At 39.3% G+C, this 14,602-nt stretch carries 12 protein-coding genes; all 12 read left to right on the forward strand.

From position 1 onward, the window contains the following. A complete protein-coding gene (locus FME95_RS01840; RefSeq protein ID WP_147712617.1) occupies positions 1–1,008 on the forward strand; it encodes an NAD-dependent epimerase in 1,008 nt (335 codons plus the stop codon). A 200-nt stretch (positions 1,009–1,208) separates the two neighbouring features. Then, the gene (locus tag FME95_RS01845; RefSeq protein ID WP_147712619.1) at positions 1,209–2,378 is read left to right on the forward strand and encodes a nucleotide sugar dehydrogenase; all 1,170 of its coding nucleotides are present in this window, start codon (positions 1,209–1,211) and stop codon (positions 2,376–2,378) included. 127 nt (positions 2,379–2,505) lie between these two features. Beyond that, entirely contained in the window at positions 2,506–3,129 is a 624-nt protein-coding gene (cysC, locus tag FME95_RS01850; protein ID WP_147712621.1) for an adenylyl-sulfate kinase, read from the forward strand. A 48-nt stretch (positions 3,130–3,177) separates the two neighbouring features. After that, positions 3,178–4,899 (forward strand): SLC13 family permease, encoded by a 1,722-nt coding sequence (locus FME95_RS01855; RefSeq protein ID WP_147712624.1) that lies wholly within the window; start codon positions 3,178–3,180, stop codon positions 4,897–4,899. Between the two features lie 527 nt (positions 4,900–5,426). Further along, the gene (locus FME95_RS01860) at positions 5,427–6,461 is read left to right on the forward strand and encodes an O-antigen ligase family protein (RefSeq protein ID WP_187265415.1); all 1,035 of its coding nucleotides are present in this window, start codon (positions 5,427–5,429) and stop codon (positions 6,459–6,461) included. Then, positions 6,461–7,588 carry a glycosyltransferase family 4 protein gene (locus FME95_RS01865; RefSeq protein ID WP_147712628.1) on the forward strand — a complete coding sequence of 376 codons (1,128 nt, stop codon included), beginning with the start codon at positions 6,461–6,463 and terminating at the stop codon, positions 7,586–7,588. The genes FME95_RS01860 and FME95_RS01865 overlap by 1 nt, the downstream gene beginning before the upstream one ends. Then, complete coding sequence (locus FME95_RS01870; RefSeq protein ID WP_147712630.1) at positions 7,588–8,763, forward strand: glycosyltransferase family 4 protein; 1,176 nt, start codon at positions 7,588–7,590, stop codon at positions 8,761–8,763. Before FME95_RS01865 ends, FME95_RS01870 begins: the two co-directional genes overlap by 1 nt. 17 nt (positions 8,764–8,780) lie before the next feature. Then, the gene (locus FME95_RS01875) at positions 8,781–9,512 is read left to right on the forward strand and encodes a WecB/TagA/CpsF family glycosyltransferase (protein ID WP_222709887.1); all 732 of its coding nucleotides are present in this window, start codon (positions 8,781–8,783) and stop codon (positions 9,510–9,512) included. 117 nt (positions 9,513–9,629) lie between these two features. Next, positions 9,630–10,751, forward strand: a complete 1,122-nt coding sequence (gene gmd, locus FME95_RS01880) for a GDP-mannose 4,6-dehydratase (RefSeq protein WP_147712634.1) — start codon at positions 9,630–9,632, stop codon at positions 10,749–10,751. Between the two features lie 120 nt (positions 10,752–10,871). Then, positions 10,872–11,828 (forward strand): GDP-L-fucose synthase, encoded by a 957-nt coding sequence (gene fcl / locus FME95_RS01885; RefSeq protein WP_281289357.1) that lies wholly within the window; start codon positions 10,872–10,874, stop codon positions 11,826–11,828. A gap of 111 nt (positions 11,829–11,939) precedes the next feature. Next, positions 11,940–13,277 (forward strand): glycosyltransferase family 4 protein, encoded by a 1,338-nt coding sequence (locus FME95_RS01890; protein WP_147712638.1) that lies wholly within the window; start codon positions 11,940–11,942, stop codon positions 13,275–13,277. 28 nt (positions 13,278–13,305) lie between these two features. Then, positions 13,306–14,601, forward strand: a complete 1,296-nt coding sequence (locus FME95_RS01895; RefSeq protein WP_147712640.1) for a flippase — start codon at positions 13,306–13,308, stop codon at positions 14,599–14,601. Position 14,602 lies beyond the last annotated feature (1 nt).

Here is a 14,602-nt window from a genome sequence, read left to right on the forward strand (position 1 = left end):
ATGACTGTTTTGGTGACCGGTGCAGCCGGATTTATTGGTAACGCACTGGCATTAGAGCTCGTTAAGTCAGGTCACGAGGTTATTGGTATTGATAACCTGAATGATTATTACCAAGTGCAACTTAAGCATGATCGCCTTGAACGGTTAAACGATTACGACAACTTTAAGTTTATTCAGTTAGCAGTAGAAGACCGTGCAGCAATGCAGCAGTTGGCAGAACAATACAGCTTTACGCTTATCTACCATATGGCAGCACAAGCCGGTGTGCGCTATTCGATAGAAAACCCAGCTGCTTATATCGACTCTAACTTGGTTGGCTTCGGTAATATTTTAGAGCTTGCGCGCCAGCAAAAAGTAGAGCATTTAGTTTATGCCTCTTCCAGCTCTGTTTATGGCGCTAACAAAGAGCAACCGTTTTCTGAACAGCATAATGTTGATCACCCAGTCTCACTTTATGCAGCAACGAAGAAGTCGAACGAGGTGATGGCGCATTCCTATAGTCATCTATACGGCATACCAACCACAGGGTTGCGCTTTTTTACCGTTTATGGCCCTTGGGGCAGGCCAGATATGGCGCCATTCTTATTTTTAGATGCCATCCTGAATGACCGGCCAATTAAAGTATTTAACCATGGTGATATGGAACGTGATTTCACCTATATCGACGATATTATTGAAGGTGTAATTAAAGCGGGCGAACACCCACCTCAAAGCCTGTCTGCGGATTTAGATAGGGTTTCTGGTCCAGCCAAAAGCGATGCGCCTTATCAGCTGTTTAATATTGGTAATTCAAAACCGGTTCGGTTAATGGAGTTTATCGAAACCATTGAGCGTGAGTCCGGCAAGCAAGCAGAAAAAATCTACATGGATATGCAGCCTGGTGATGTACCTTCAACCTATGCCGATACCTCAATGTTAGAGCAGCGTGTAGGTTATAAACCGAGCACCGAGTTAAGCCAAGGTTTAAAAGAAACCGTCGCTTGGTACAAAAGTTATTACCGTAAATAGAATTTCAACAAGTATGACGTTTACATGACAGTTATTGGCTGTAAAACAGCCAATATAGGCTGTTTTATGTAAGCTAAAGGGCGTTTTTATGACTTTACGCCTGTTCTTACTTTGCTTTTATGTATACTGGCTGAAAATTTAAAGTGCATAGATCGAGTGGTTTTATCTATGCATTGTTTGATCGATTCGTTGGAGTAAAAATGACTAAAATTGCAGTGGCGGGTACTGGGTACGTTGGCCTTTCAAATGCTATGTTGTTAGCACAAAATCACCAAGTGATAGCAGTAGATATCGTGCCTGAAAAGGTCGAGATGCTAAACCAAAAAACTTCACCAATCGAAGATACTGAAATTTCAGATTTCTTAAAAAATAAGCCGCTTAACTTCACTGCAACCCTTAATGCAGAACAGGCTTACAGCGATGCTGAATTTGTGATTATAGCAACACCAACTGATTACGACCCTGAAACTAACTACTTCAATACCAACAGTGTTGAAGCAGTAATCAAGCAGGTTTCAGCAATTAACCCTAATGCAGTGATGGTGATTAAATCGACTGTGCCGGTGGGTTATACGGCAGAGGCAAGCGAGCGGTTTAAAACCTCAAATTTAATGTTCTCGCCGGAGTTCTTGCGTGAAGGCAAAGCGCTATACGATAACCTTTATCCATCTCGTATTATTGTGGGTGAGCAAAGTGAGCGCGCTGAGCGTTTTGCAGCATTGCTTACCGAAGGTGCGATTAAAACCGATATCCCAACGTTGTTTGTCGACTCAACCGAGGCCGAAGCGGTTAAGCTATTTTCTAACACCTACCTTGCTATGCGCGTAGCTTACTTTAATGAGCTGGACTCCTACGCAGAAACACACGGCCTAAATGCCAAGCAAATTATTGAAGGTGTTGGTTTAGACCCACGTATTGGTAACCATTACAACAATCCTAGTTTTGGTTATGGTGGCTACTGCTTACCTAAAGATACCAAACAGCTATTGGCTAATTTCCAAGACGTACCGAATAACATGGTGCGTGCCATTGTTGATGCTAACACTACCCGTAAAGATTTTATCGCTGACTCTATTATTAAACGTAATCCGAAAGTTGTGGGTATTTACCGTTTAGTGATGAAGTCTGGCTCTGATAATTTCCGTGCCTCAGCCATTCAAGGCGTAATGAAACGTATTAAAGCCAAAGGCATCGAAGTAGTGGTGTACGAGCCAGTATTAAATGAAAATGAGTTTTACCATTCTGAGGTAGTCAACGATTTAAGCGCCTTTAAACAGCGTGCCGATGTGATTGTTGCCAACCGCCCATCGGAAGAGCTCATCGATGTTGCCGAAAAAGTTTACACACGAGATTTGTTCGGTAGTGACTAAAGACTTTTAGCTTAAAGGTTAAAATTATAGCTGTGCGTATTTTAGGTTTAAGCATCGAGTCATGACTCTATGTAATGTAACTAAAGTAACTAGTAAGTAAGAGTCATCAAGTTAAAGGGTAACGAGTATGAGTAGCAGTAAAAAAACACCTTATGAAGTTAAGAGCACCGAACTTGCCTCTAACGCAGTGTGGCACCACGCTACCGTAACAAACCAAATGCGTGCAGAAAAATTGGGCCAAAAACCAAAATGTATCTGGTTGACTGGCCTTTCTGGCTCGGGTAAATCGACCATTGCTAATGCCTTGGACTCCTCATTATTTGAGCAAGGTGCTGCAACCTTTTTACTGGATGGCGATAACGTACGCCACGGCCTAAACAAAGATTTAGGCATGAGCGAAAAAGATCGTGCTGAAAATATCCGCCGCGTTGGTGAAGTTGCCAAGTTGATGGTCGACGCAGGCCTAATTGTGATTTGCGCATTTATATCGCCATATCGACGCGACCGCCAAATGGTTCGCTCAATGTTTAACCATGGCCAGTTTATAGAAGTCTTTTTAGATACACCGTTAGATGTATGTGAACAGCGCGACCCAAAAGGCCTCTATAAAAAAGCCCGCCAAGGCATCATCAAAAACTTTACAGGTGTAAGCGATCCTTACGAAGAACCAGAGTCTGCCGAAGTTAAAATTAATACATCATCTTCTACAGTAGAACAAAGTGTTGCAGCTGTACTTGACGTTATTAATTAGGTTTAATTCTCTTTTAGATCATTGCTCTAGCCAGAAAAGGATTCTTATATGAGCTGGCCTGCATGGGTAACGTTACTAGTTATGGTGAGCGTACTGGGTTTTGCCTATAAAAATCATAACAAAGCCTGGCGCTATTTTTTTGCCGGTGCAGTGGCGCTTTATCTAACTGGAGTTAATGACATTCAAAGCTCTTTTCAAGGAGTGATGAATGAAGGTGTATTAACTCTGGTTGTTATGCTTATTATTTCTAAAAGCCTCTATGAAGCAGGGTTGATAGATGGCTTAGTGAAGGCACTATTACCGTCTAAATGGCAAAGCGCTACAGGCTTTTCGTTTCGTGTTCTTGTACCGGTAGCGTTGATTAGTGGGGTATTAAATAATACGCCTGTTGTAGCGCTGTTAATTCAACCTATTCGTCAATGGGCTATAAAACACGACTTAGAAGCACATCAGTTATTGTTGCCATTAAGCTATGCTGCCATTATTGGCGGTACCCTAACCTTGGTAGGGACTTCTACTAACCTAATTGTTTTAGGTTTGCTGGAAGCCCAGCAAGTCAGCCATAGTTTGTCACTATTTTCGCCTGCCGTTGTTGGCCTTCCGGTTCTTGTTGTTACCAGTTTTTATTTTGCGTTTTTAGTTAAGCGCTTAAAGCCTGCTGTCAACCTAAAAAAACAAAAATACTATGGTAACTACTTATTTAGAGCGACCTTTTGTGATGACTCCCTTATTGGTAAATCTTTATTCGATGCAGGTTTGCGACAATTGGAAGATGGTTACCTGTATCAAATACAGCGGCAAAATGGCGATGTAATAGATGCCGTATCTAAAACTGTAATTTTAGAAGGTGATGAACTTCACTTCAGTGGTTCACTGCAATTAGGTAATGAATTGGCTCAATTAAACATGATTATTAATGAGCTACCGAATCAATCGGAATTAAACTTTTATGAAGTAATTGTACCTTCTAATAGCCGCTTAGCTGGTAAAACCCCTAAACAAATAGATTTTCGGGAATCTTATAATGCTTCAATAATCAGTGTGGCGCATCAGGATAAAAGTATTTTAGGGCGCATTGGGGAATGGCTTATTCAGCCTGGCGATATGATGGTTTTATGTGCTGGCCCAGATTGGGCTGGTTCTTTAGCCGCAAGAGATTTTCAGTTGTTAAATCAAGCTCAGCTACGTCAGGTTAAGCCTGCTTGGGTTCAGGCTGTATCGGTTATTGGTTTATTAATCGCGATTTTCCTGGGGGCTTTCACGCCGATTGGGCTTTTAAAGGCAATGACTGTTTACCTTATTTTATTATTAGTGATGAGCGTTACCACGCCTCGTAATGCTGCTCAACAACTTCCCTTTGATCTTCTGCTTATTATTGTTTCATCAATTGCGATTGCTCAGGCCAGTATCCATAGCGGGCTTGCTTTATCTGCGGTAGAAGTGATCCAGCCTTTAGTTAGTGGACCTCTTACCTCTTTATTATTTATCTATGTTATTACTTGGTTGTTGACAGAGTTACTAACCAATAATGCAGCTGCAGCTGTTATGTTGCCTTTTGCTTTGGCCATTGGTGATGTTTCTGGTTTAAATGTGAATCAGGTTGCCATTACCGTGATGGTAGCGGCATCTAGCAGTTTTATTTCGCCTTTTGGCTACCAAACAAACTTAATGGTGATGGCGCCGGGTAACTACACCCCTAGCGATTACTTTAAAAGTGGTGTACCTCTGCTATGCATTTCTATCTTTATGGTGTTGTTTATTCTATTATAGGATGCGTGTGTTCTAGGGTTTTTAGCCTGTTATTACGGTTGGTGGTTATGCAGTGCCCTGTTTATAGTTAGCGCTAAAAAAGCTGTCAATTTCTGAACTTTAGAGGTTTGAGTTTGACTGCGAAGTTTATATATATAATAGAAACTATTCGGTCATATATTTATTTTGGATGGTAAATAGGTCAGTCATTTGTAAGGGCTGATATAGCATGTGATTGTAATGGCAGTTGTGTTTTATAGATGAAGATAATGTTTTGTTTAAGGTAACTAAGATGAAAGGGTGTCTTTTTATTGCTTATATATCACTCTGATCATTTAGTGCCAATCATGGTTCTGTTTGGTGAAGTCTTTATTGGCGTGTTGAAGCTGGTGATGAAAAAGACAAGATTATAGCGGGTTTGTAATTTGATTACCTTTTTAATTTTTTTTCGTTTTATTTCCGATTTTTTTTGGAATATTAAGTTTATAAGTTTATTAAGCTTTCTATTGCTTGGAGTTATCTTCTTTATTTTCATGATGAGAATGAGATTGCTGAAATCTCCAATTTCTGATTTTTTATTTCTGTTTTTTCTTTTTTATTCATTGTTTGTGTTTTTGTCTTATCCAGATAGTGCTTTGATTGATTTTATTAAATTCTCAATGATCTCCATAGGCTATTTTTTGGGACGAATCTCTTATCAAGAAAGAGTGGGTTATAGGTTTTTATTTTTTATTTCGGCTTTTGCAGTTTTGGTTTTTTTTGTGGTTTCACTGTTTGGGGTTGGCTACAAGCAATGGGGTAGTGTTGTTACTTTTTCCGGAGGGTATTATTTTAAAACGGACTTGGCTATAGCTGTTGCGATTTTTTCAATATTTATATATGTCTATTTGCCAGTGAGTTTTTTTTCGTATCTTATTTTTTTTTCTATATGTGGATATTTGATATTTTTATCCAACTCTCGTATATGTTTGCCTTTGATATTTTTATTGCCTTTTCTTGTATGGTACTTCCGTAAAGGAGGGGCGATATCATTGGGGTTTTTATTATTATGCATCATATCGATGGCTTTGTTTGTTTTGGTAATTTCACTTTTTGATTTTTCAGCGTTCGGCTTCTTAGCTATAGATTTTAATAGTTTTTTTAGTGGTGAGAATTTACAGGGGAGAAACAAGATATGGGCGGCTTTGATAAGTCATTATCAAACATATACACCTTTAGAGGCTGTCTTTGGTCGAGGTTATCTGGCTGATCAAGAGGCAACTTCTTTATATATGTATAATTTTGGTTCAGGGTCTCATAGAGCTCATAGTAGCTACTTTTATTTGCTATTATGTACGGGCATAGTTGGTTGTTTGCTTTTTTTATGTATGGTTGTTCAAGCTGTTTTTATTATATTTAAATCCACAGCTAGGTGTTCATTGCCAGAGCTAAAAAAAGATGCAATAGTATTTTCATGTTTTATGTGTATATTTTTAATTGTATCTTTGACTACAGAATCTATTATTCGCCCTCAAATTACCGTGCCTTTGTTTTTATTTTACGGTCGATCGGTTAGTAATTTGAAATTACCTAGTGTTATCTAATGAAAGAGATTTATATTTACCAGAGGGTCTTGCCTCATTATCGAATCCACTTTTTTGATGCCCTGCATGCGTCATTGCTTTCGCAGGGTGTCAAATTGTATGTGGTCGCTGGATTTGAGAAAAGTGGTAGTGTCCCTAAGACGGTTGAAATTAATCGGCCATGGGTTATTTACCGTGGTAATAAATATATAAGTTTTTTAGGTAAAGAAATTGTTGTTCAGTCAGTTTTATTTCGAAGCCTGAAGCGAGGATCTGTTGTTATTGTTGAACAGTCCAATCGATTAGTAATCAACTACTTGTTCTGGCTTTTGCGCAAACTTAAATTTATTAAAATGGGGTTGTGGGGGCATGGTAAAAATTTTCAGTCACGCAACCCTAATGGATTCTTGGAGTGCTTTAAAAAGCGTTTTTCATTATCATTCGATTGGTGGTTTGCTTATACAGATTTAGGAAAGAGAATATTCTGGGAAGCAGGTTGTCCGAAAGATAAAGTCACTGTAGTTTATAACAGCATAGATCTTGGCTGCTTTAACGATATTCAAAGGTATCGAGAGGGTGAAGTCCTCGACTTCGTAAAGTTTAAGGTTTCAATTGGTGATGATGTAGGGATATATTGCGGAGGTATGTATACAGAAAAAGACCTCCCATTTCTTATCGAATCTATTGAGTTGGTTAAAAAACATCGACCTGGCTTCAAGATGATCTTTATAGGTGATGGCCCTGATGCTTATAGCGTTAAGGGGTTTTCTGAATCTAATGATTGGAGTATTTGGTTAGGCGAGATCTCTGGGGAGGATAGAGTCAAATACTTTGCGTACGCGAAGGTTTTTTTAATGCCTGGGTTAGTAGGCTTGGCGATTTTAGATTCTTTTGCTTCTGGTGTGCCAATGATTACCACAGATGTCGCTTATCACAGTCCAGAAATTGAGTATTTAGTCAATGATGTTAATGGTTTGAAAGTTCCTCATAATATTGAAGCATATAGTGACGGAGTAATTAGTGTTCTCGCAAACAAAGAGTTTCACGATAGGTTGGTTACTGGGTGCATAGAGTCAACCAGTAAATATTCACTTCAAAACATGGTAAATAATTTTGCTAATGGCATTCAAAGATTGGTTCTAGAATAATGAAAATATTAGTTATTCATAATTCCTATAAAGTTAGAGGTGGGGAGGATTCAGTTTTTGAGAATGAGGTTGCTTTATTGCGTGATGGGGGGCATGAGGTAACTGAGTTAAGGGTGAGTAATGATTCCGTTAGAGGTTTTTTCTCAAAGATTTTTGTAGCAGTTTCGACTGTTTTTTCTATCCATGGCTACATCAAAACGTTAAAGGCTATTGATAAAGTAAGGCCTGATGTTGTTCATGTACATAACTATTTCCCTATTTTATCCCCCTCTGTTTTTTATGCCTGCAAAATAAAGGGCGTACCTGTTGTGCACACCTTGCATAATTTCAGAGCTATATGCCCTACAGCTTTGTTGCAATTCAATGGTAAAGTGACTGAGCGGAGTCTTACAGAAGGGCCATGGTGGGCGGTAAGAAAACGTGTTTATCGCGGCTCACTTGTTGGTACATTCCTTTTGTCCTCTATGATTTCTTTTCATAAAAAAGTAGGCACTTGGACTAAATGTGTAGATCGGTTTATAGCGCTTACTGATTTTAATAAGCAATTATATCTTAATGTTGGCTGGCCAAAAGATAAGGTTGTAGTGAAACCTAATTTTACGACTCCAGTGTTGAAAAGAAAGAAAGCTAGAAAACCTTATGCTCTGTTTGTCGGGCGATTAAGTGAAGAAAAAGGCATTCCATTTTTATTGAGTGCATTTGATGACTCAAATGAATTAAAGTTGAAGGTTATTGGTGCTGGCCCCTTAGAGCAATTAGTAAAAAGTAAAACTAGTAATAATATTGAATACTTAGGAGAGCTTAGCCGACTTCAGGTTGCTGAAAAAATGATGGAGGCTTCTTGTCTTGTTATAACATCATTAAGATATGAGCCATTTGGTATGGTTATTATTGAAGCTATGAGTTATGGACTTCCAGTGCTCATTCCATCTGAAGGAAGTATGGAAGGTATTGTGCCTAATGATGAAGCGGGACTGCATTATATGGCAGGTAATAGGGGGTCTTTTTTGGCTTGCATTCGAAGGCTATTGGATGACAATGTAATGTTTGAAAAATTATCGACCGGTGCTAAAAAAAAGTACCAGGAAAAATATACCGCAGAGGTGAATCTAGCTATGCTTGAGTCTATTTATGCATCTGTTATCTCTACTGACAGAGTTAAGCTCAGTAAATGAAAAGTAAGATTTTAAAGATGGATACAGATGTTACTTCACTGGAAGAAGTACTAGGCTTTGTTCAGTCTCATCGGGAAGATAATTCGTCGTATATCTGTGTGTCTAATGTGCATATGTGCATGGAAGTCTTTGACAGTAAGGACTTTGCAACGGTAGTAAACACTGCTGATATGGTTATACCTGATGGTCGACCTATTTATTGGGCGCAAAAGCTGCTAGGGAATAAAGGTGCAACTCAGGTTAGAGGGCAGGATATCATGAATGCGATTTGTGCCATCTCTGGAAGTAAACAGCTGAATATTGGTCTATATGGCGGCAGCTCACCGGAGCTATTGTTGGAAGTTAAGCGTAAGCTGTCAAATACTTACCCTGATGTGAAAATAACTTATGCTTATGCACCACCATTCAGATCATTAACAGAGACTGAAGATGTTCAGATGTGTACAGAAATTAATGGTTCTGCAGTAGATGTATTGTTTGTTGGAATTGGTTGTCCAAAACAAGAGCGTTGGATGTATGAGCATAAAGGTAAAATCAATTGCGTAATGTTGGGTGTTGGTGCTGCCTTTGACTTTATAGCGGGCTCTAAAAAACATGCGCCACGATGGATGCAGTTGGCTGGTTTGGAATGGCTGTTTAGGTTGGCTTCTGAGCCCGAAAGGCTTTGGCAGCGATATTTGAAACAGAACCCTAGATTTTTATTTCATTTTTTTCGGCAGAAAATCTTTGGTATTGAATTTGGCGATTAACTATTTTAGGTGTTCCAAGTATCGGATTAATTAACTAGCTGGCGCTAAATTTGTTATGAGATGCCTTTACTAGTACCTATCTGCGTGGTGTTTTGAATTTAATAGAATGAGAGATTTATGAATAGGAAGGTAGCTTTAATTACTGGTATTACTGGGCAGGATGGCTCGTATTTAGCAGAACTATTACTAGAAAAGGGTTATGAGGTTCATGGTATTAAGCGCCGATCTTCATTATTTAATACTGAGCGTATAGATCATATATATGAAGACCCGCATATAGAAAACGCGAGATTTAAGCTACATTATGGTGACTTAACAGATACTTCAAACCTAACCCGTATTCTGCGGGAAGTGCAGCCAGATGAATTGTATAATTTAGGTGCTCAATCGCATGTTGCTGTTTCTTTTGAAGCTCCAGAATATACTGCAGATGTAGATGCTATAGGCACCTTACGCTTACTGGAAGCAATTCGTTTTTTAGGACTAGAAAAGAAGACTCGCTTTTACCAAGCTTCAACCTCCGAACTCTATGGCCTAGTTCAGGAAATACCCCAAAAAGAGACTACGCCTTTTTATCCGCGCTCGCCATATGCGGTAGCCAAAATGTATGCCTATTGGATAACGGTAAACTATCGAGAGTCTTATGGTATTTATGCCTGTAACGGCATTTTGTTTAACCACGAATCCCCTCGCCGTGGCGAAACCTTTGTTACCCGAAAAATAACTCGTGCAATCGCCAACATAGCCATGGGCTTAGAGCCATGCCTATACTTAGGTAACATGGACGCCCTGCGAGATTGGGGCCACGCTAAAGATTACGTTCGCATGCAGTGGATGATGCTGCAGCAAGACCAACCAGAAGACTTTGTAATTGCCACCGGTAAGCAGATATCAGTGCGTGAATTTGTATGTATGTCTGCACAGGAAGCCGGTATTACTCTTGCGTTTTCTGGCGAAGGTGTCGATGAAATTGCCACAGTAACCGCAGTAAATAGTGAAACAGCACCAGGCGTGAGCGTAGGCGATGTAATTGTGAAAGTAGACCCACGCTACTTCCGCCCAGCTGAAGTTGAAACCTTACTCGGTGACCCTGCCAAAGCTAAAGAAAAACTCGGCTGGGTACCAGAGATCACCGTAGAGGAAATGTGTGGTGAAATGGTCGCGTCAGACCTTCAGGTAGCTAAGCAACATGCGCTTCTTAAGGAACATGGTTACAAAGTTTCCGTCGCAAAAGAATAACATGTGAATTCAGTGTTTCTGTTGGCCTGTGTCATAGCGTTTTAAAGGATACTGTCAAGATTAATTTAATTGTAAGGGAGTAGGGCAGGTTAACTCGTTTTGTAGCTGCCCTCTATATCTATGAAAAAAGTATTTGTTGCTGGTCACCTCGGTATGGTGGGTTCCGCTATTGTGCGTCAGTTAGAGTCTGACCAATCGATTCAAGTTGTAACGAAGAAGCGTTCTGAGCTGGATTTGATTAATCAGCAGGCTGTAAGTGACTTCTTTCAGCAAGAAACTATTGATGAAGTTTACCTTGCTGCGGCGAAGGTCGGAGGCATACACGCCAACAACACCTACCCAGCCGAGTTCATCTACGAAAACCTAATGATAGAATGCAACATTATTCATTCTGCATTCAAAAGTGGAATCACCAAGCTGCTGTTTTTAGGCTCTTCCTGTATTTACCCCAGAATGGCCGAACAGCCTATGGCAGAATCTGCCTTGTTAACCGGCACGCTGGAACCGACTAACGAGCCGTATGCTATCGCCAAGATCGCAGGCATTAAATTGTGCGAATCTTATAACCGGCAGTATGGCGTAGATTACCGAAGCGTAATGCCCACTAACTTGTACGGGCCGCACGATAACTTCCACCCGGAAAATTCCCATGTAATACCCGCCCTTATTCGCCGCTTCCACGAAGCCAAAATGAATGGCGACGCCAAGGTAGTAGCCTGGGGCAGTGGCAAGCCCATGCGAGAGTTCCTGCATGTAGACGATATGGCCGCAGCTTCGGTATTCGTTATGAACTTGCCTGAAAGCATCTATCAAGAGCATACACAGCCAATGTTGAGCCACATAAACGTAGGTACGGGTGAAGACTGCACCATTCATGAACTGGTGAAAACCGTAGCAGCTGTTACTGGCTTTAAAGGTGATATTGAGTTTGATAGCACTAAGCCAGATGGTGCACCGCGTAAATTGATGGATGTAGGCAGGCTACATTCTCTAGGTTGGCAGCACAGCTATAACTTAAGCGAAGGGTTGAATCACGCTTATGATTGGTTTTTGGAGAACCATAAATCGTTTTCGTAAGCCTTGAGGCTTATCGGACAATACTTGCAAATTGAAATGCCTCCAAGTTTAAAGTATTGCAAATAGATAGTAGGTCTATGAAAATATTTTTCTAGCTAAATGAATTATTGATTGAGAATAAATATTGGCTACTTGACTTTAGGTTTTTTACAAAAAATTTTAGCAGTGAGTGATGTGGTTATGTTAAAAGTAGCATTTGTGATGGATGATAGTGCTCTTGGAAAGTATTCTTCAGTGTCACCAGAAAACGGAAATGAGGGTATAGGTGGAACGCAATATTGTTTTATCGCATTAGCCTATGAGCTCACGAAGTCTAGTATGACGATCGAGCCTACTTTAATTCATTGTAATTCAGAGGCATCACTTCCTAATAATCTATCAGCTATTTGTGTGTCTGAACCTGAAATGAAGTGTAATTGTAACAGCGTTGATTTCTCTGCATTCGATTTGATTGTTGCAAGAGGGGATAATGCGATATTACAAAGTTGGATTTTAAACAAAGGCGTTCCGGTTGTGCTATGGGTACACAATCATCTTAAAAGGCATGTATTAGATGCGTTTGGTAAAAATGATCTAGTACAAAAAGTTATTTTTTGTGGTAGGGAGCAAATGGCGTTAGCTTTAGATACTAAAGCTGCCCATAAAGCTACCTATATCTACAATATGCACTATCCTCTTCGACAAGAGTATGAGATTAACTATGCGAGCCAGATAGTGGTATATATCGGGAATATTATCCCTAGCAAAGGCGTTCATAAGTTGATCAGGCTGTGGCCGATGATTAAAAAGGAAGCGCCTGATGCTCGTTTAAAAATCATTGGGTCTGGTCAGTTATATAATCAAAACGCAAAATTAGGCCGTAATGGTATAGCGGAAGCTGGATACGAAAAGCGGATTATGAAGTATCTGGATTTTGAGCCGGAAAAGTACGATGTTGAATTTTTAGGGTTGATTCGAAAGGATAAATATTTGCACCTTGCATCTAGCTCAGTTGCAGTACCAAACCCTACAGGGTTAACCGAATGCTGCCCTGGTAGCGTCATCGAGTGTGCATCCGTAGGTCTTCCAGTCGTGTCGGTCAATAAGTTTGGAATGGTAGATACAGTCAAGGATGGATCTACAGGCATCCTTACTGTGTCAGATAAGCAAATGATTCAAAGCATAGTCGCTCTTTTGCATGATCCAGGCTTGTCTGAAAAAATGGGGCGCACTGGGAAGGAGTTTGTTAAAGAGACGTTTGCTCCTAGTGTGGTTGTTTCTGCGTGGCAGTCATTAATTTCCGAAATAATTGCTGGCCATGCTCACCAAAGTGAGAATAAAGTAAATCTTCGAGGGCGCTATGCATATAGCTGGTTGATTAAGGCTAATCACTATGGAAATAAAAAATTAATAGGTTTGTTAAGAGATTTTATTTCAAGAATAGAAACTGCAATTTTAAAGCTTAGATAGTTAATGTTTCACTACATTTGGTGTTTCTTTGTTAGATTTTAAAAATATATTGAGCCTGTTCCAAAGCCGTACGGCCTCAGCTTATATCAATAATACTATCTGGCTTTTATTGGAAAAATTAGTTAGGTTGTTTGTTGCATTTATTGCTGAAGTTATAGTAGCAAGGTATTTAGGTGTATTTGACTATGGTTTGTGGTCTTATGTTATGGCCATAAATTTTGCACTATTAGCACTATGCACTCTAGGCTTAGACGGAATTTTAGTTCGTGAATTCGTAAAACAGCCATCCCTAACAGATAAGTTGTTAGGTTCTGCTTTTATTAGTCGGTTAATAGTTAGTGCTATAGTCATGCTGATTTTATTGTTGAGTATGGTTTTCTTCCAAAAAGACATGTTGATGTTGATGATAGTAATCATGTCGTTCAGTTTACTTTTTCATTGTTTTAGCGTTATCGATCAACTATTTCAGAGCAGGGTTCAGAGTAAGTTTGTTGTTTTTTCATCGATAATATCCGTGTCGCTAGGGGCATGTTTAAAGCTTTTTTTAGTCTTCATTAGTGCTCCTGTTTTTTGTTTTGCTTTAGCTTATGTTTCTGAGATATTTATATTATCTTTGGGTTACTTGTATTTTAATCGTAGATTTGGGATGCCAATTAATAATTGGTCATTCAGTACTCCTATAGCAAAGAGCTTACTTAGAGATAGCTGGCCCTTAATACTTTCTGGTGTCGCTATCTCTATTAATATGCGAGTTGATCAATTTATGCTTAAAGGGTTTTTAGGACTTGAGGCAGTAGGGATGTATGCATCAGCGGTAAGGATATTGGACTTGGCGGTAATGCTTCCACACCTAATTAGTCGATCTATATTTCCTTATTTTGTTAAGCTCAAAGAAGTCGATGAAAACACTTTTTACAGAAGGATGTCTATAGCTTATAAAGTCTTTGCTGTAGCTATGGGAAGCTTCGCGATAATCTTGTATTTTTTAGCTGAATATATTGTAGATTTATTTTATGGCGCGCAATATATTGATTCGGTGAACGTCTTAAGAGTAGGGTGTATTGCTATATTTTTGTCAAGTTTTGCAGCATTGAATAGTGTCTATTTAAGAGTTATGAATGAGCAACATAAAATAATGAACCGACAATGGGTTAATGTGATCTTGAATCTATTTTTGAACGTTGTTTTGATTAATCGATATGGATTCTTAGGTGCAATGTATTCAACGGTTATATCCCTCTTTATTAGTACGATTGTATATGATCTCTTTGATTCTGATCTTAAGGTTATGAATAGAGTGAAATTTAAAATTGTTGGAGGCTAAT

The sequence above is a fragment of the Reinekea thalattae genome (assembly GCF_008041945.1).
GTDB classification, from domain to species: domain Bacteria; phylum Pseudomonadota; class Gammaproteobacteria; order Pseudomonadales; family Natronospirillaceae; genus Reinekea; species Reinekea thalattae.